Source organism: Streptomyces caelestis (assembly GCF_014205255.1).
Lineage (GTDB): Bacteria > Actinomycetota > Actinomycetes > Streptomycetales > Streptomycetaceae > Streptomyces > Streptomyces caelestis.
Window position 1 is genome coordinate 2,937,646 of sequence record NZ_JACHNE010000001.1, and the last position, 18,772, is coordinate 2,956,417.

General features: G+C 69.9%; 15 protein-coding genes. 1 reads left to right on the forward strand and 14 read right to left on the reverse strand.

Annotated features, from left to right (window positions below):
* Nucleotides 1-24: 24 nt before the first annotated feature.
* The 14 genes from HDA41_RS13240 to HDA41_RS13305 all read right to left on the reverse strand — a co-directional run bounded on the left by HDA41_RS13240 (nt 25) and on the right by HDA41_RS13305 (nt 17,656).
* Nucleotides 25-1,212 carry a hypothetical protein gene (locus HDA41_RS13240; protein ID WP_184983695.1) on the reverse strand — a complete coding sequence of 396 codons (1,188 nt, stop codon included), beginning with the start codon at nt 1,210-1,212 and terminating at the stop codon, nt 25-27.
* 98 nt (nt 1,213-1,310) lie between these two features.
* Nucleotides 1,311-1,781: a GNAT family N-acetyltransferase gene (locus HDA41_RS13245; protein WP_184983696.1), complete on the reverse strand. Its 471-nt coding sequence runs from the start codon at nt 1,779-1,781 to the stop codon at nt 1,311-1,313.
* Entirely contained in the window at nt 1,781-2,011 is a 231-nt protein-coding gene (locus tag HDA41_RS13250) for a helix-turn-helix domain-containing protein (RefSeq protein ID WP_230299372.1), read from the reverse strand. Before HDA41_RS13250 ends, HDA41_RS13245 begins: the two co-directional genes overlap by 1 nt.
* Before the next feature lie 211 nt (nt 2,012-2,222).
* Entirely contained in the window at nt 2,223-4,187 is a 1,965-nt protein-coding gene (locus tag HDA41_RS13255; RefSeq protein ID WP_184983698.1) for a TIGR03960 family B12-binding radical SAM protein, read from the reverse strand.
* A gap of 87 nt (nt 4,188-4,274) precedes the next feature.
* Nucleotides 4,275-5,780 (reverse strand): CYTH and CHAD domain-containing protein, encoded by a 1,506-nt coding sequence (locus HDA41_RS13260; RefSeq protein WP_184983700.1) that lies wholly within the window; start codon nt 5,778-5,780, stop codon nt 4,275-4,277.
* Between the two features lie 55 nt (nt 5,781-5,835).
* Nucleotides 5,836-7,038 carry a rod shape-determining protein RodA gene (gene rodA / locus HDA41_RS13265; RefSeq protein WP_184983702.1) on the reverse strand — a complete coding sequence of 401 codons (1,203 nt, stop codon included), beginning with the start codon at nt 7,036-7,038 and terminating at the stop codon, nt 5,836-5,838.
* A complete protein-coding gene (gene mrdA / locus HDA41_RS13270; protein ID WP_184983703.1) occupies nt 7,035-9,281 on the reverse strand; it encodes a penicillin-binding protein 2 in 2,247 nt (748 codons plus the stop codon). Before mrdA ends, rodA begins: the two co-directional genes overlap by 4 nt.
* Nucleotides 9,282-9,429: 148 nt before the next feature.
* Entirely contained in the window at nt 9,430-10,101 is a 672-nt protein-coding gene (mreD, locus tag HDA41_RS13275; RefSeq protein ID WP_184983704.1) for a rod shape-determining protein MreD, read from the reverse strand.
* Nucleotides 10,102-10,114: 13 nt separating this feature from the next.
* Nucleotides 10,115-11,062 (reverse strand): rod shape-determining protein MreC, encoded by a 948-nt coding sequence (gene mreC, locus HDA41_RS13280; RefSeq protein ID WP_184983705.1) that lies wholly within the window; start codon nt 11,060-11,062, stop codon nt 10,115-10,117.
* 144 nt (nt 11,063-11,206) lie between these two features.
* Nucleotides 11,207-12,226, reverse strand: coding sequence for a rod shape-determining protein (locus HDA41_RS13285; RefSeq protein WP_006133575.1), 1,020 nt, complete (start codon nt 12,224-12,226; stop codon nt 11,207-11,209).
* A 265-nt stretch (nt 12,227-12,491) separates the two neighbouring features.
* Entirely contained in the window at nt 12,492-12,905 is a 414-nt protein-coding gene (gene ndk / locus HDA41_RS13290; protein ID WP_184983706.1) for a nucleoside-diphosphate kinase, read from the reverse strand.
* Nucleotides 12,906-12,970: 65 nt separating this feature from the next.
* The gene (locus tag HDA41_RS13295) at nt 12,971-13,327 is read right to left on the reverse strand and encodes a DUF4233 domain-containing protein (RefSeq protein ID WP_184983707.1); all 357 of its coding nucleotides are present in this window, start codon (nt 13,325-13,327) and stop codon (nt 12,971-12,973) included.
* A gap of 6 nt (nt 13,328-13,333) precedes the next feature.
* On the reverse strand, nt 13,334-14,857 hold the full coding sequence (gene folC, locus HDA41_RS13300) for a bifunctional tetrahydrofolate synthase/dihydrofolate synthase (protein WP_184983709.1): 1,524 nt from the start codon (nt 14,855-14,857) through the stop codon (nt 13,334-13,336).
* A 174-nt stretch (nt 14,858-15,031) separates the two neighbouring features.
* Entirely contained in the window at nt 15,032-17,656 is a 2,625-nt protein-coding gene (locus tag HDA41_RS13305; protein ID WP_184983711.1) for a valine--tRNA ligase, read from the reverse strand.
* A gap of 137 nt (nt 17,657-17,793) precedes the next feature.
* On the opposite strand from HDA41_RS13305, the gene HDA41_RS13310 reads away from it, so the two are divergent.
* The gene (locus tag HDA41_RS13310; RefSeq protein ID WP_184983713.1) at nt 17,794-18,732 is read left to right on the forward strand and encodes a hypothetical protein; all 939 of its coding nucleotides are present in this window, start codon (nt 17,794-17,796) and stop codon (nt 18,730-18,732) included.
* Nucleotides 18,733-18,772: the final 40 nt, after the last annotated feature.

The following is an 18,772-nucleotide window of genomic DNA, read 5'->3' on the forward strand; positions in this document are numbered from 1 at the left end:
GGGCTGTCGCTTGCCCAGTGTCGTTCAGTCCTTCGTGAGAGCGGTCGTACTGCTACCAAGAGTACGTGCCTCGCGGCCCGAAGGTTCCCCGAGGTCGACCGGCTGCGGCTGCGCCGGCGCGCCGAAGAGCATCCGCCGGACGTCGGCGCGCGCCTGCCGCACGGAGTCCCGGGCGGCGGCCAGCGCCTGCCGCGTGGCCCGTCCCACACTGCGGGCGGCCTCGGCGGCGGGCCGCAGGACGGCGTCCCGCACGACGTGCCCGACGGGCGTCAGCACGCTCCGGTACACCCACCGCACCGGCTCGACGAAGATCCACCGGAAGAGCGTCGCGAGGAACCGCCCGACGGCGAGCGAGATGCGCCCGGCGATCCGCCACGCGTGCCCGAGGGCGTCCAGGACCTCCCGCCCGATGACCGCGAGGAGCCGCCCGACCGGGGCGAGAACCCAGCGCCAGAGGGCGAGGGCGGGCAGGACGAGCAGGATCCGGGCGATCCAGTAGAGGGCCGTCCCGATACCGGTGACCACCATGCTCACCAGCCATGCCAGCCCCTTGCCGCACCAGACGACCGCCCGCCCGACGGGCGCGAGAACCCACGTGTACAGCCACACGGCCGGTACGACGACCAGATACCGGGCGAGCCACGCCACGAGCGTGTACACGCCGAACCCGATCCCGGCCAGTACGGCGCCGAGCCCCTTCAGCACCCACATCACGGCCCGCCCGACCGGCGTGAACAGGTACGAGTACACCCAGCCGAACGCGGCCCCGACGCCCCTGGCGACCCCGGTGACGACCCAGGCGATCCCGTGTCCCACCGGCGTCAGCACGTACCGGTACAGCCACACCAGAGGCACGACGAGAAGCACGTTCCCGAGCCACCCGAGCGCCTTCGCCACCGGCACGACGACATACCGCCACAGCCCCACGAACGGCCAGACGAACACCGCCCGCCCGAGCCACAGCAGCGCCCGGCCCAGCGGCCGCAGCAGCACGTCGTTCAGGAACCGCCCGGCCACGACGAGCGCGTCCCACACCATCCGCACAGGGACGACCAGCACGAGCACGACGATCCGCACGGGAATCCGGATCGCGACGGCGAGACACCCCTCGGGCGCCGCCTCACGCACCGGCGGCGCGGACGGTTCGGGCACCCGTTTCCGCAGATCGACTCGCGTCTCGGAGCCCTCTCGGGCCGACTTCTCCAGATCCATACCGTCGTAGACGCCTCAGCGCCCCGTCCGGATGCAGCACCGCACAGCCCCGCCCCGTTCTTCCGCAGATCCTCCACCTGGCGTCGTGATCACACGGCTCACGCGCCCGCGACCCGAGCGTTCAGCAGCCGGGGCGACTCCTGGAAACCGCACCGGGCGTACGCGGGGATCGCCCGCGGGCTCGAGTGCACGGTCACCCGCTCCAGCCCGAGCTCCCGGGCTCCGTCCAGAACCGCCCGGATGAGCCGCCCGCCCAACCCGCCGTCGCGTGCCTCGGGTACGACGTACACGCATTGGAGATCGCCGGAGGCCCGCCGCGGCGCTCGCGGCGTGGGCACCCGCTGCACGACCGCCAGCCAGGCCATGCCGATCACCACGTCGTCGTCACGCACGACCACCATGCACCGATGCGTACCGGCGTTGTCCCGGGCCCACTCGACGAAGTGCCGTACGAATTCCGCGCGTTCGCCGAGGGCCTCGCCACCGTTCTCGACGAGCCACTCCCATCGAAGTGCCGCCACGGCCGCCAGTTCGCCGGACCGAGCCGGGCGGATGCTGATGTTCTCCATCAGTGCATTGTCCGGTCGGCGGCCCCGTCCGCCTCCCAGCGCAGCAGGTCCCCCGGCTGGCAGTCGAGTACCTCGCACAGCGCGGCGAGGGTCGAGAAGCGGACCGCCTTGGCGCGGCCGTTCTTGAGGACAGCGAGGTTGGTCCAGCTCGGCCTGCATCTGGGCCGCCTCGATGTCCCGTGCGACGGCCTGCGCGATAGGTTGAGCCATGGGATGTCGGCCTTCGACATACAACGGTTCCCCCAGCACATGGCTGAACCGGGGGAACCTGAGCCGGGCCGGCCCCCCAGGGGAACGCCGCCGACCCCGCCTGCCCAGCGGGTCCCCCGGACTGCCGACCTCTCACCTGCCGGTCCCGCCTCTCAACAGGAAGAGCCCCCTCCAGGACGGAGGGGGCTCCCAGCGCGGCGGGACGGATTCGGTGACGCCGCCGGACGACCGTCAGTGCGCGTGCCCGCTCGGTGCCGGTGCCGCGTTCTTGACCGTCAGGGGCAGGAGCTTCTTGCCCGTCGGGCCGATCTGGATCTGGGTGTCCATCTGCGGACACACCCCGCAGTCGAAGCACGGCGTCCAGCGGCAGTCCTCGACCTCCGTCTCGTCGAGGGCGTCCTGCCAGTCCTCCCAGAGCCAGTCCTTGTCGAGGCCGGAGTCCAGGTGGTCCCAGGGGAGGACCTCCTCGTACGTGCGCTCACGCGTCGTGTACCAGTCGACGTCGACGCCGAAGGGGGCCAGCGCCTTTTCGGCGCACCGCATCCAGCGGTCGTAGGAGAAGTGCTCGCGCCAGCCGTCGAAGCGGCCGCCGTCCTCGTAGACCGCGCGGATCACGGCGCCGACCCGGCGGTCGCCGCGGGACAGCAGGCCCTCGACGATGCCGGGCTTGCCGTCGTGGTAGCGGAAGCCGATGGAGCGGCCGTACTTCTTGTCGCCGCGGATCTTGTTCCGCAGCTTCTCCAGGCGGGCGTCCGTCTCCTCCGCGGACAGCTGCGGGGCCCACTGGAAGGGGGTGTGGGGCTTGGGGACGAAGCCGCCGATCGAGACCGTGCAGCGGATGTCGTTGGACTTCGACACCTCGCGGCCCTTGGCGATGACCTTCGTCGCCATGTCGGCGATCTGGAGGACGTCGTCGTCGGTCTCCGTCGGCAGGCCGCACATGAAGTACAGCTTCACCTGCCGCCAGCCGTTGCCGTACGCCGTCGCGACGGTCCTGATCAGGTCCTCTTCCGAGACCATCTTGTTGATGACCTTGCGGATGCGCTCCGAGCCGCCCTCGGGGGCGAAGGTGAGGCCGGAGCGGCGGCCGTTGCGCGTCAGCTCGTTCGCCAGGTCGATGTTGAAGGCGTCCACGCGGGTGGACGGGAGGGAGAGGCCGACCTTGTCTTCTTCGTAGCGGTCCGCGAGGCCCTTGGCGATGTCGCCGATCTCCGAGTGGTCCGCGGACGACAGCGAGAGCAGGCCGACCTCCTCGAAGCCCGTCGCCTTCAGGCCCTGCTCGACCATGTCGCCGATGCCCGTGATGGAGCGCTCGCGGACCGGGCGGGTGATCATGCCGGCCTGGCAGAAACGGCAGCCCCGGGTGCAGCCGCGGAAGATCTCCACCGACATGCGCTCGTGGACCGTCTCGGCGAGCGGGACCAGGGGCTGCTTGGGGTAGGGCCACTCGTCGAGGTCCATCACCGTGTGCTTGGAGACCCGCCACGGGACACCGCTGCGCTTGGGTACGACTCGGGCGATACGGCCGTCCGGCAGGTACTCGACGTCGTAGAAGCCGGGCACGTACACCCCGCCCGTCTTCGCCAGGCGGAAGAGGAGCTCCTCGCGGCCGCCGGGGCGGCCCTCCGCCTTCCAGGCGCGGATGATCGCGGTGACTTCCAGGACGGCCTGCTCGCCGTCGCCGATCACCGCGCAGTCGATGAAGTCCGCGATCGGCTCGGGGTTGAACGCGGCGTGGCCGCCGGCCATGACGATCGGGTCGTCCAGGCCGCGGTCCTTGGCCTCCAGGGGAATCCCGGAGAGGTCCAGGGCCGCCAGCATGTTCGTGTAACCCAGCTCCGTGGAGAAGGACAGGCCCAGCACGTCGAAGGCCTTCACGGGCCGGTGGCTGTCCACCGTGAACTGCGGGACGCCGTGCTCCCGCATCAGCTCCTCGAGGTCCGGCCACACGCTGTAGGTGCGCTCGGCGAGGACGCCCTGCTGCTCGTTGAGCACCTCGTAGAGGATCTGGACGCCCTGGTTCGGCAGGCCGACCTCGTAGGCGTCCGGGTACATGAGCGCCCAGCGGACGTCACAGGAGTCCCAGTCCTTGACCGTGGAGTTGAGTTCTCCGCCGACGTACTGGATCGGCTTCTGCACGTGCGGGAGCAGAGCTTCGAGCTGCGGGAACACCGACGCAGCGACTTCGGCAGGCATGTCGCGCACCTTCGTGAGCTGGACTGAACGGACAGGGTGACCATCCAGACTAACGCGACCGGGCCGTACCTCCGTACGCGCGGAAGATCAGAGGCCCCCCGCCCCGCCCTTGATCCCGTCCCAGAACCCGGGCAGCTCGGTCTCCACGCGCACCGCCCGCTGCTCCTCGCGCTCATGGAGCAGGCCGTAGGTGAAGGCGCTCTCCCCGGCGGCGTGGGCGACCGCCGACAGCTCGCGCAGCGCCTGCCGGGCCATCACACTGTCCTGGTGCTCGCCGAGCAGGTTCTGGAGCGATTTCATGGACTTGACCAGGGCCTTGGCGGGTTTGCCGAGGGCCGGTCGGGCCGCCTCCGCCGCGTAGCGGGCGCGTTTGGTCTTCTTGCGGGCCTCGTGGATCGCGACGTCCCGGTCGGTGCCGGGCTCCAGTTCCACGGCCCGCTCGACCAGCTCGGCCACCTTGCGGACGTCCTTCTTCACGGCCTTGGCGATCGCCTTGCGGGGCTTCTCGCCGGCCGCTTTCCGCAAGGGCGGGTCGGCGATCAGCGCGTCCAGTGAGTCGAGCAGGGCGAGGTAGCGGCGGGAGTCCAGGACGCCGATGAGCCGGCCCCGGGCCCCGCCGTGCTCGGTTCGCGACCAGGTGCGCAGCCGCTCCGCGACCGGGCCGCGGACCAGGGTGGCCGGCACCGCGTCGAGGGCCGCCGTCAGCCGTTCGGTCAGCACCTCGCGATCCCGGTCCAGGCCCAGCTCACCGGCCAGCCACTTCAGCTCGTCGCCGACCGGGTCGGTGACGGTCCGGTCGAGGATCTGCCCGTACGACTTGAAGGTGCTGCGCAGCCGGCGGGTGGCCACGCGCATGCTGTGCACGGAGTCCTCGACGTCCTGCCGCACGGCCGGGTCGAGTTCGACGATGGCGTCCCGCTGGGCGCGCACGTACGCCAGGACGTGGTCTGCGGCGGTCACCGGTTCCCCTGCGGAGGCGGACGTCCGCTGTCGGTGCGGCGCGGTCTCCGCCAGGGCCCGCGCCAGTTTCGACGTCGAGGCAGACGGCCGTATGCCCGCCTTGCGCAGCCGCTTGTCCACCTTGTCGAGGAAGGCCGGGTCTCCCCCGTCGGCGAGCTCCACCTCGATCTCCGTCCACTGCGCTTCGCCGCCGCCGGCCGTGAGCCGGTCGGCCCGTACGGCGTCGACGCTGACCTCCGCGAGCAGCCGGCCGTCGTCGTCGACGAGGTGGCGTACGTCGCGGTCGGAGCGCAGCCGGACGACGGGCAGCAGTTCGCCGTCGCGGACGCGGGAGCGGACGAGCCCGGCGAGGGCGTCCGGCAGAGTGTCGGAGAGCGGGGCGTGGATCTCGTCGCGGACGCCGGGGGCGACGGGGAACTTCAGATGCCAGCCCGCGTCCGAGCCGCCGGTGCGGCGGCGCAGGGTGACGGACGACGCGGCGAGGCGTTCGTCGGTGGTGTCGTAGTAGGTGGCGTCGAGGTGGGCGACGCCCTTGTCGAGCACGGCCGCGACCCCGCCGACACCGGTCAGGTCGGGAAGACCACTGGCCTCGGACTCGTACTTCCGCTCGATCTCGCGCTTGGTGTCCGCCATGGACCGAATCTAGTGCGCACACCGGCGGGGCGGCAGGGGGCCGCCCCGCCGGTGTTCACGCCGACATCGGACGCTGCACCCGGATCGACTGCAACAGACCGACCGCTATCCACACGGCGAACATCGACGAACCGCCGTACGACACGAAGGGCAGCGGCAGACCGGTGACCGGCATGATGCCCAGCGTCATGCCGACGTTCTCGAACGTCTGGAAGGCGAACCAGGCGACGATGCCGGCGGCCACGATCGTGCCGTAGAGGTCGGTGGTCTCCCGGGCGATGCGGCAGGCCCGCCACAGGACGATGCCGAGCAGCAGGATGATCAGGCCGCCGCCGAGGAAGCCGAGCTCCTCCCCCGCCACGGTGAAGACGAAGTCCGTCTGCTGCTCGGGCACGAACTGGCCGGTGGTCTGCGAGCCGTGGAAGAGGCCGGAGCCGGTCAGGCCGCCGGAGCCGATGGCGATGCGGGCCTGGTTGGTGTTGTAGCCGACGCCGGCCGGGTCGAGCTCGGGGTTGGCGAAGGCGGCGAAGCGGGCGATCTGGTAGTCGTCCAGCACCCCGATCTGCCAGACGGTGATCGCCCCGATGGCGCCCGTGCCGAGCAGGCCGAACACCCACCGGTTGGAGGCACCGGAGGCGAGCAGCACGCCCAGCACGATGATGACCATGACCATGACCGACCCGAGGTCGGGCATGAGCATCACGATCACCATGGGCACGGCGGCCAGGCCCAGGGCCTGCACGACCGTGCGGTGGTCGGGGTACTGCCTGTCGCCCGCGTCGACTCTGGCCGCCAGCAGCATCGCCATGCCCAGGATGATCGTGACCTTCACGAACTCCGAGGGCTGGAGGGAGAAGCCGCCGGGGAGCTTGATCCACGAGTGGGCGCCGTTGATCGTGGAGCCGAGCGGGGTGAGGACCAGCAGGATCAGCAGCACCGAAAGGCCGTACAGGATCGGCACGGCCGTGCGCAGGCCGCGGTGGCCGAGCCAGATCGTGCCGGCCATCAGGGCGAGGCCGATGCCGGTGTTCAACAGGTGCCGGACGAGGAAGTAGTACGGGTCGCCCTGGTTGAGCTCCGTGCGGTTGCGGGTCGCCGAGTAGACGAGGAGCGTGCCGAGCAGCGACAGGGCCGTCGCCGACAGCAGGATCGGCCAGTCGAGGCGCCGCGCCACCGAGTCGCGGGCGAGGAGCCTGGTCCAGCCGGAGCGCTCGGGGCCGTAGCCGGAGACCTGGAAGCTGTTCACACCGCCGGTCATGTCGGCAACCTCCGGCTTCCCCGCCGGCGCCGGCGCCTTCGGGTGTCACGGTTCTCCGGCGTCGGCGGGGCCGCCGTCGCCGGCTGGAGCGGGTCGGCCGGAGCGTTCGGGTCCTTCTTGTTCGCCTGCTGGTCCTTGGCGGGGTCCTTGGGGACCTTCGGGGAGGCGATGGTGCCGTCCGTCTTGACCTTGGGCAGGGTCTTCTGCGGGGTGGGCAGCAGCGCCTTCTTCGGGTCGATGTCGCCGTCCGGGGAGACGCCGTACAGCGCGTTGTAGATGTTGCGGACGGCGGGGCCCGAGGCGCCGGAGCCCGTACCACCCTGGGAGATCGTCATGACGATCGAGTAGTCCTTGGTGTACGTGGCGAACCAGGAGGTGGTCTGCTTGCCGTAGACCTCCGCCGTACCCGTCTTGGCGTGCATCGGGATCTTGTCCTGCGGCCAGCCGCCGAACCGCCAGGCGGCCGTACCGCGGGTGGCGACTCCCGCGAGGGCATCGCTTATCTCGCTGCGCGTCTTCTGCGTCATCGGCAGCTTGCCGTGCGACTTGGGCTTGATGGGCGTGACGGTCCTGCCGTCGGCGCTGATGACGGCCTTGCCGACCGAGGGGGTGTACATGGTGCCGCCGTTGGAGATGGCCGAGTAGATGGTGGCCATCTGGATGGGGGTGACGAGGGTGTCGCCCTGGCCGATGGAGTAGTTGACGGAGTCACCGGCGCGCATGCGGTTGCCTTCGAGGCAGTTCTCGTAGGCGATCTTCTCGGCGTAGCTGCCGTTCTTCTTGCCGGTGCGGCACCAGGCGTCCTTGTTGGCCTTCCAGTAGTCCAGCTTCCACTGGCGGTCGGGGACGCGGCCGGTGACCTCGTTGGGCAGGTCGATGCCGGTCTCCTTGCCGAGGCCGAACTGGTGGGCGGTCTTGTAGAACCAGTCGTTGGCGTTCTTCTTCGGCTTGGTGCCGCCGTCCTTCTTCCACTCCTCGTGGGAGAGCCGGTAGAAGACCGTGTCGCAGGAGACCTCCAGGGCGCGGCCGAGACTGATCGGGCCGTATCCCTTGGACTCGAAGTTCTTGAAGACCTGGCCGCCGATCGAGTACGAGCTGGAGCACTGGTAGGGGCCGTTGAAGGAGTAGCCCGCGTTGACCGCTGCGGCCGTCGGGATGACCTTGAAGATGGAGCCGGGAGCCGACTGGCCCTGGATCGCGCGGTTGAGCAGCGGGTAGTTGGAGCTCTTGCCGGTGAGCCGCGTGTAGTCCTTGGCGGAGATGCCGCCCACCCAGGCGTTCGGGTCGTACGTCGGGTTGGAGGCCATGGCGACGACGCGGCCGGTCTTGGCCTCCATGACGACGACGGCGCCGGAGTCGGCCTTGTAGTTCGTGCCCGTGTTGCGGTCGTGCTGCTTGCGGGCCTCCTTCATCGCCTCGTTCAGCTCGTACTCGGCGATCCGCTGGACGCGGGAGTCGATGCTGGTGACGAGGTTGTCGCCGGGGTGGGCCGGGTCGGCCTCGGCCTGGCCGATAACGCGGCCGAGGTTGTCGACCTCGTAGCGCGTGACGCCGGCCTTGCCGCGCAGCTCCTTGTCGTACTGGCGCTCCAGGCCGGAGCGGCCGACCTGGTCGGAGCGCAGATAGGGCGAGTTGGTGTTCTGCGCCTTCTTGATCTCCTCGTCGGTGACCGGCGAGAGGTAGCCGAGGACCTGGGCGGTGTTGGCCTTGCCCGGGCTCGGGTAGCGGCGCACGGCCTGGGGCTCGGCGGTGATGCCGGGGAAGTCCTCGGCGCGCTCGCGGATCTGCAGGGCCTGCTTGGGGGTGGCCTCGTCGGTGATGGGGATGGGCTGGTACGGCGAGCCGTTCCAGCAGGGCTGCGGCGTCTTGGCGTCGCACAGCCGGACCTTCTCCTGGACCTCCTTGGGCGTCATGCCCAGGACTGAGGCGAGCTTGGTGAGGACTTCCTTGCCGTCGTCCGGCATCTTCAGCAGGTCGGTGCGGGAGGCGGAGACGACCAGTCGCGTCTCGTTGTCGGCGAGGGCCACGCCGCGCGCGTCCAGGATGGAGCCGCGGACCGCCGGCTGGACGACCTGCTGGACGTGGTTCCCGGACGCCTCCTTGGCGTACGCCGCGCCCTCACGGATCTGGAGGTACCACAGGCGCCCGCCGAGGGTGAGCAGGAGGGAGAGGACGAGGACCTGGATGACGACGAGCCGGATCTGGACCCGTGAGTTCCGGCCGGTCTCGGGAATGTTGGTCACTGCGGCCGCTTCCCTCTCTCAGTGCGCATGCGGATGTGCGGATACGACGGTGTGTCCGGGCACGCGTGTGCGGATACGAGTGAGGAACGACCGGCCCGCGAGCCGGCGTTCCTACCGGACCGGCCCGTTCGGGTGAACTTCCCTGCCATCACAGCCGCTTGACCCCCTTGATGCGCCCCGCCCGCGCCATCCGTGCCCGGGCCGCCTTCACCCGCATCCCGTTGCGCTGGCCGCCGATCCGCAGGCCGGTGCCGCCGGAGAGCCAGCCGGAGGAGATGTTCGTGGCCTTGGTGGCGGAGCCGGTCTCGGCGAGCGGATCGTTCTCGGCGCGTCTGGCCAGGGCCATGATGCCGGGCACGACGAACGGGGCGAGCAGCAGGTCGTACAGGACGGCCGTGAAGAGCAGGCTGCCCAGGCCCACATGGCGGGCCGCGGTGTCACCGACGAGGGCACCGACCCCCGCGTACAGCAGGGTGGAGCCGATCGCGGCGGCGAGCACCACGACCATCGGGCCGGTCGCGGACTTCAGCCGGCCCGTCTCCGGTTTCACCAGGCCCGCGAAGTAGCCGATGAGGCACAGCACGAGGGCGTAGCGCCCGGCGGCGTGGTCGGCGGGCGGGGCCAGATCGGCGAGCAGGCCCGCGCCGAAACCGACGAGGGCGCCGCCCACATGGCCGTACACCAGCGCCAGGCCGAGGACGGTGAGAAGCATCAGGTCGGGCACGGCGCCGGGTAGATGGAGGCGGGCGAGGACGCTCACCTGGATCACCAGGGCGACGACGACCAGGGCGGAGGAGAGCAGGATCCGGTTGACGCGCATGAGGTGACAGCTCCTACTGCTCTTGCTGGTTCTGGCCGTCCGCGGGGGCCTCGGCGGACGGCGTCACGGTCACCGTCACCGTCGGCCTGGGGGTCGGCTTCGGCTTGGGCGGGAGCACCGTGTCGCGCGGGTCCTTCTTCGGGGCCTCGACGACGACACCGACGATGTCGAGCTTGCTGAAGGCGGCGTACGGCGTGACGTAGAGGGTGCGGGTCAGGCCGCCGCCGGAGGGGTCGACGCGGGAGACCACGCCGACGGGCACGCCGGGCACGAACGGACGGTCGGCCTGGGAGCCGAAGGTGACCAGTCGGTCGCCCTTCTTCACCTCCGCCTTGCCGTTGAGAAGCTCCACGCGCAGCGGGCGGTCGCCCTGCCCGGAGGCGAAGCCGAGCTCGTCGCTGGCCTCCATCCGGGTGCCGACCGTGAAGTCGGGGTCGCTGGCGAGCAGGACCGTGGCGGTGTCGGGCCCGACGGTGGTGACCCGGCCGACGAGCCCGTCCCCGTTCAGGACGGTCATGTCGCGCTTGATGCCGTCGTGGGCGCCGACGTCGATGGTGATGGTCCAGGAGAAGCCCTGGGCGGCTCCGATGGCGATGACCTGGGCGCCCTTGATGCCGTACTGGCCCTGGCCGGACATCTTCAGCATCTTGTCGAGCTGCTTGAGGCGGCTGCGGCTGCGGTCGTCGCTGCCGAGCCGCGCCTTCAACTCCGCGTTCTCCTCCTCCAGTACGGCGAGCCGGTCGTGCCGCTCGCCGGAGTCCCGGATGGCGGAGACCGCGTTGCCGACCGGGTCGACCGCGGCCGACACACCGCTCTCGATCGGGCCGAAGACCGTCGCCGCGCCCTGCCGGGCACCGTCGACCGGGGAATCCTCCCCACCGCGAATGTCCACCGTGATCAACGCGAACGCGATCGCGATCAGCAGCACCAGGAGCAGCCGGCTCTCTCGTGTGTCCCTCACGTGCGGCGGCCGTGCCCTTCCTCATAGGAATTCGGGAAGCCCCAGGGAAACCCGAGGGGCGGCATTGTGGCAGCTTATGCATCTATATCAACGATCCGCCGTACGAGAGGAGATCGTCCCGTACGGCGGAATCGAAGAGTTACGTCATCTGCGCGGCTGGGCGTCCAGCACCTGCTGGAGCGCCTCGAACTCCTCGACGCACTTTCCGGAACCGAGCGCCACGCTGTCCAGAGGATCCTCGGCGATGTGGATCGGCATACCGGTCTCCCGGCGCAACCGCTCGTCCAGGCCCCGCAGCAGCGCTCCGCCGCCGGTCAGAACGATTCCTCGGTCCATGATGTCGCCGGACAACTCCGGCGGACACTTGTCGAGGGTCGTCTTGACGGCGTCGACGATCGCGTTGACCGGCTCCTCGATCGCCTTGCGGACTTCGGCCGCGGAGATGACGACGGTCTTCGGCAGCCCGGAGACCAGGTCCCGCCCACGGATTTCGGTGTGCTCGTCGGTGTCCAGGTCGTACGCAGACCCGATCGTGATCTTGATCTGCTCGGCCGTCCGCTCACCCAGCAGGAGCGAGTACTCCTTCTTGATGTGCTGGATGATCGCGTTGTCCAGTTCGTCGCCCGCGACGCGGATGGACTGGGCGGTGACGATGCCGCCGAGGGAGATGACCGCGACCTCCGTGGTGCCGCCGCCGATGTCGACCACCATGTTGCCCGTGGCCTCGTGGACCGGCAGGCCGGAGCCGATGGCCGCGGCCATCGGCTCCTCGATGATGTGCACCTGGCGGGCGCCGGCCTGGGACGACGCCTCGATGACGGCGCGGCGCTCGACGCCCGTGATGCCCGAGGGCACGCAGACGACGACCCGCGGACGAGCCAGATACCGCCGCTTGTGGATCTTCAGGATGAAGTAGCGGAGCATCCGCTCGGTGATCTCGAAATCGGCGATCACGCCGTCCTTCAGCGGACGAACGGCAACGATGTTGCCGGGCGTGCGCCCGATCATCTTCTTCGCTTCGGCACCGACCGCGAGGATGCCACCGGTGTTGGTGTTGATCGCGACGACGGACGGCTCGTTGAGTACGATCCCGCGACCCCTGACGTACACCAGCGTGTTGGCGGTCCCGAGGTCGACAGCCATGTCACGGCCGATGAACGACATTGAGTTCCCCATCAGGATTCGTCTGGCCTTCCCACTAGCTTTTGAGGGCTTTTCAGGTAGGCAAAGGTGGGTGCTGTGACGTGAAGGCTTCCATCGTAGACGCGCCTTCGCGAACACTGCGGGAGGGTCTCCGCCATTGTCAGCAGATGCCGCACGGGTTCGCTTGTGGAGACGGGCGTTCGGGGACCATCGTTCCCTCGATCGCCACGCATATGCCAGAAAAGTCCGGGAGCGACGCCCCCAGACTTTGCTCGCCCTTCGCGTCTTACGCGCGACCCGGGAAGAAGATCTTCACTTCCCGCTCGGCGGACTCCTCCGAGTCGGAGGCGTGGATCAGGTTCTCCCGGACGATGACGCCGTAGTCGCCGCGGATGGAGCCGGGGGCCGCGGCGATCGGGTCGGTCGGGCCGGCCAGCTGACGCACCCCTTCGATGACCCGCTCGCCCTCGACGATCATCGCCACGACCGGACCGGAGGCCATGAACTCCACCAGCGGCTCGTAGAAGGGCTTGCCCTTGTGCTCGCCGTAGTGCTGCTCCAGCGTGTCCTGGTCCAGGGTGCGCAGCTCCAGCGCGGTGATCGTCCAGCCCGCCTTGCGCTCGATGCGGCTGATGATCTCGCCGGTCAGGCCACGACGGACGGCGTCGGGCTTGAGGAGGACGAGGGTGCGCTGGCTCACGACGGGCTCCTTATGCATCAAGGTTGTGCGGTGGGACGAGATTACCCGGCGTGTCGGGGCGCCTGTTACGCAGCGTCAGGTGTGGAGGAGCCCGACTGGGCCGCGAATCTGGCCTTCGCCTCGTCCACCTTCCGTCCGTAGTGCACGGACGCCCACCACAGGGCCGCGAAGACCACGCCCAGGAAGAACATCATCGACACGGCGAAGCCCGACGCGATGAGCGCGATCTGCAACGCCCAGCCGAGCGCGACCCCGCCCGGGCGCGTCACCAGGCCGCACAGCACCAGGCACAGGAACATCGCGACACCACTGACCGTCCACACGGTCGCCATGGACAGGTCAGGGTCCTTCATCGCGACCAGACCGGCGAAGCCGATGACGAAGAACTCGCCGATCAGGGTGGAAGAACAGAGCGTACGCACGGGATCTCAGCCCCTCCCCAGAAGCAGTCGGGCCTCGCCGACGGTGATGACGGAACCGGTGACGAGCACACCGCCGCCCGCGAACTCGCCCTCCTCCTCGGCCAGCGTGATCGCGGCCTCCAGCGCGTCGGGCAACCGCGGCTCGACCTGGACGCGCTCCTCGCCGAAGACCTCGACGGCGATGCCGGCCAGCTCGTCGGCGTCCATCGCGCGGTGACTGGAGTTCTGCGTGACCACGACTTCGGCGAACACCGGTTCGAAGGCCTCCAGCAGCCCCCGCACGTTCTTGTCGCCGCTGGCACCGACGACACCGATGAGCCGGCTGAACTGGAAGGCCTCACCGACCGCCTCGGCCGCCGCCCGGGCGCCCGCGGGGTTGTGGGCCGCGTCGAGCACGACGGTCGGGGAACGCCGCACGACCTCCAGCCGCCCCGGCGAGGCGACGGCCGCGAACGCCTTGCGGACCGTGTCCAGGTCCAGCTGCTCGGCCCGCTGCGCGCCGACGCCGAAGAACGCCTCGACGGCGGCGAGCGCGACGGCCGCGTTGTGCGCCTGGTGCGCGCCGTGCAGCGGCAGGTACACCTCGGTGTACTCGCCGCCGAGCCCGCGCAGCGTCAGCAACTGCCCGCCGACGGCCACCTGCCGGTCCACGACACCGAACTCCAGCCCTTCCCGGGCCACGGTCGCGTCCACCTCGACGGCCTTCTTCAACAGCACCTGCGCCGCGTCGACCGGCTGCTGCGCCAGGATGACGGTCGCACCCTGCTTGACGATGCCGGCCTTCTCCGTCGCGATCTCCGCGTGCGTGCCGCCGAGCCGGTCGGTGTGGTCGAGGTCGATGGGCGTGACGACGGCGACGTCACCGTCGATCACGTTCGTGGCGTCCCAGGAGCCGCCCATGCCGACCTCGACGACGGCGACGTCGGCGGGCGCGTCGGCGAACGCCGCGTACGCCATGCCGGTGAGCACCTCGAAGAACGACAGCCGGTACTCCTGCTGGCCGTCGATCATCTCCACGTACGGCTTGATGTCCTGGTACGTCTCGATGAACCGCTCGGCCGAGATGGGGGCGCCGTCCAGGCTGATGCGCTCGGTGATCGACTGCACGTGCGGCGAGGTGTAGCGGCCGGTCCGCAGCTCGAAGGCGCCGAGCAGGGCCTCGATCATGCGGGCCGTGGAGGTCTTGCCGTTCGTCCCCGTGATGTGGATCGACGGGTACGACCGCTGCGGCTCCCCCAGCACGTCCATCAGCGCGGCGATCCGGCTGACGGAGGGCTCCAGCTTGGTCTCGCCCCAGCGCGTGGCGAGCTCCGCCTCGACCTCGCGCAGGGCCTTGTCGACCTCGGGGTCGGCGGGCCGGGTCGGGATGTCGGCCTCCGGGGGGCCGCCCTGGGTCCGCAGGGTTCGGCTGCCGGCTTCGATGACGGCGAGGTCGGGGTCGCGGGTGGTCTCCTCCGCGATGATCTCGTCGAAGGTGTTGAGGGGGTCGGGCTGGTCGTCGGCGCTGTGGTCTGGAGGGAGCTCGCTCACGGGGCCCAGTCTACGGAGACGGACTGACATTGTTCGCCGTGGGCGGGTGCGGGCCCGTGGGGGCTGGTCGCGCCCACGCCGCGCAGCCGCAAGCCGATACAGCCCCGCGCCCCTGAAGTGCGTAAAGGCCCCGGCGCTGCCAAGCACCGGGGCCTCGACGACCGTACGAACGGGCTACGCCTGCGGCAGCCTCTCCAGCTGCGCCTGAATCCGGGCGATGTCCTCCTCCGCCTTGGACAGGCGGGTGCGGATCTTCTCCACCACGTGGTCAGGGGCCTTCGCCAGGAACGCCTCGTTGCCGAGCTTGGCGTTCGCCTGCGCCTTCTCCTTCTCCGCCGCCGCGAGGTCCTTCGCGAGGCGCTTGCGCTCCGCCGCCACGTCGATCGTGCCGGAGAGGTCGAGGGCGACCTCGGCGCCGGCGACCGGCAGGGTCGCCGTGGCCGTGAAGGCGTCGCCCTCCGGCTGGAGGCGCAGCAGCTGCCGGATGGCGGCCTCGTGGGGCGCGAACGGCGTCCCGTCCAGCGTCAGCCGGGCCGGGACCCGCTGGCCGGGCTGCAGCCCCTGGTCGGCGCGGAAGCGGCGGACCTCCGTGATGACCGACTGCAGGCTCTCGATCTCGCGCTCGGCATCGGCGTCCCGGAAGCCACTGTCCTTGGGCCACTCGGCGATGACGACCGACTCGCCGCCGGTGAGGGTGGTCCACAGGGTCTCGGTGACGAAGGGGACCACCGGGTGCAGCAGCTTCAGCGTGACGTCGAGGACCTCGCCGAGGACGCGCTTGCTGACCTCGGCCGCCTCGCCGCCCGCCTGGAACGTCGTCTTTGACAGCTCGACATACCAGTCGAAGACCTCGTCCCACGCGAAGTGGAACAGGGAGTCGGACAGCTTCGCGAACTGGTAGTCGTCGTAGAACGCGTCGACTTCCGCGACGACCGTGTTCAGACGGGAGAGGATCCAGCGGTCCGTCGGGGACATCGTCGACGGGTCCGGCAGCGGGCCGTCCACCGTCGCGCCGTTCATCAGCGCGAAGCGCGTCGCGTTCCAGATCTTGTTGGCGAAGTTGCGGGAGCCCTGGACCCAGTCCTCGCCGATCGGGACGTCGACGCCCGGGTTCGCGCCACGGGCCAGAGTGAACCTGAGCGCGTCCGAGCCGTACTTGTCCATCCAGTCCAGCGGGTTGACCGCGTTGCCGAAGGACTTCGACATCTTCTTGCCGAACTGGTCGCGAACCATGCCGTGCAGGGCGATGGTGTGGAACGGCGGGGTGCCGTCCATCGCGTACAGGCCGAACATCATCATCCGGGCGACCCAGAAGAAGAGGATGTCGTAGCCGGTGACCAGGACGGAGTTCGGGTAGAACTTCGCGAGCGACTCGGTCTGTTCGGGCCAGCCGAGCGTGGAGAACGGCCACAGGCCGGAGGAGAACCAGGTGTCGAGGACGTCGGTGTCCTGACGCCAGCCCTCGCCGCTCGGCGGCTCCTCGTCGGGGCCGACGCAGACGACCTCGCCGTTCGGGCCGTACCAGACCGGGATGCGGTGACCCCACCACAACTGCCGCGAGATGCACCAGTCGTGGAGGTTGTCGACCCAGTCGAAGTACCGCTTCTCCATCTCCTGCGGGTGAATCTTGACGCGCCCGTCGCGGACGGCGTCGCCGGCGGCCTTGGCGAGCGGGCCGACCTTGACCCACCACTGCATGGAGAGCCGGGGCTCGATGGTGGTCTTGCAGCGCGAGCAGTGGCCGACCGAGTGGACGTACGGCCGTTTCTCGGCGACGATCCGGCCCTCGGCGCGCAGCGCGGCGACGATGGCGGAGCGGGCCTCCAGGCGGTCCAGGCCCTGGAAGGGACCGTGGGCCGTGATGACCGCGTGCTCGTCCATGATCGTCAGAGCCGGGAGGTCGTGGCGCTGGCCGATCTCGAAGTCGTTCGGGTCGTGGGCCGGGGTGACCTTGACGGCACCCGTGCCGAACTCCGGGTCGACGTGCTCGTCGGCGACGACCGGGATGGAGCGGTCGGTCAACGGCAGCTTGACCAGCTTGCCGATCAGGTGCTGATACCGCTCGTCCTCGGGGTGAACGGCGACGGCCGTGTCTCCGAGCATGGTCTCGGCGCGCGTGGTGGCGACGACGATGGTGTCGTCCCCGTCGCCGTACTTCATGGAGACGAGCTCGCCGTCGTCGTCCTGGTACTCGACCTCGATGTCCGAGATGGCGGTCAGGCACCGGGGGCACCAGTTGATGATGCGCTCGGCGCGGTAGATCAGCTCGTCGTCGTAGAGCCGCTTGAAGATGGTCTGGACGGCCTGGGAGAGCCCCTCGTCCATGGTGAAGCGCTCGCGCGACCAGGCGACGCCGTCACCGAGGCGCCGCATCTGCCCGCTGATCTGCCCGCCGGACTCGCCCTTCCACTGCCAGACCCGCTCGACGAAGGCCTCGCGGCCCAGGTCGTGCCGGGACTTGCCCTCCTTGGCGAGCTCCCGCTCGACGACGTTCTGCGTGGCGATGCCGGCGTGGTCCATGCCGGGCTGCCACAGCGTCTCGTAGCCCTGCATGCGCTTACGACGGGTCAGGGCGTCGATGAGCGTGTGCTCGAAGGCGTGCCCCAGGTGCAGGCTGCCCGTGACGTTCGGCGGCGGGATGACGATCGTGTACGGCGGCTTGTCGCTCTTCTCGTCCGCCTCGAAGTAACCCCGCTCTACCCAGCGCTCGTACAGCGGCCCCTCCACGTCGGCCGGCGCGTACTGGGTCGGCAGGTCGGTGCTGGGCGCTGGTGGCTGCTGCTGAGCGTTCTCGGTCACGGGGGTCAGTTTAGAGGTGTCACTCCCCCGTCCCGAAACGCGTTTGCTTCCTCACGGTGAGGCCCCGATGCCATGCACACGGCGGGTCTGCGCCAGGATGTCCGGAACACATAAGCATCTGGAGGGGAACCCAGACCATGAGCTACAACCAGCCGGGCCCGTACGGCGGGCAGCCCCAGCAGCCCGGACCGTACGGTCAGCCGGGACCGTACGGCCAGCCGCCGCAGGCCCCCCAGCCCGGCTACGGCTACCCCCAGCAGGCCCCTCCGCCCCAGCCGGGCTACGGCTACCCGCAGCAGCCCCCGCAGGGCGTCCCGCCCCAGCCCAACCCCTACGGCCAGCAGCCGCCCTACGGCCAGGCCCCGTACGGCGCGCCTCAGCCCCCGGCCCCGGGCGGCGGCAAGAAGAAGACGGGCATCATCATCGGCGCGGTCGCGGTGGTCGCCGCGATCGCGGTGGGGGCGTACTTCGTGATCGGCGGGGGTGGTGGCGGCCTGGAGGACGACGGGCCGCACAAGCTCACGACGCCGGCGACGGTGCTCAGCGACTACAAGCGCACCACGAAGGACGGGGCGACCGTCGGCGCCGGCTCGACGTCGGAGCTGGAGAAGAGCGGCGTCAAGAACGCCAAGTCCGCGGCAGGCCTCTACAACACGGTCGACCTGAGCGACTACGACCCCGACGACCCGGCGTCCGCGGCGAAGATGGCGACGGCCAAGACCCTTTCGGTGGCCGGTGCCTACGGTGAGATCTCCGACCCGGAGGCGACCCTGGACCTGTTCTTCGCCAACTTCAAGAAGTCGGCCGAGAAGGAGTCCTCCACCGGGTCCGGCAAGCCGGAGCTGGTCGGCGAGCCCGAGGCGGCGGACCTCGACGGCGCGGTCATGAAGTGCCAGTCGGTCAAGGGGCAGAACCGGGCGACCAACAAGGAGCAGACCAACTGGTTCTGCGCGTGGGCCGACTACAGCACGATCGCCATCGTGTCGCCGGGTGACGCGGCGCAGGACGTCACCAAGGACGTGGCGATCGACCTCACCACCAAAGTCCGCAAGGAAGTCCGCGTCAAGGCGGCCTGACGCCGGAAACGGCGAAGGCGCCCGGCAGAAGTTGCCGGGC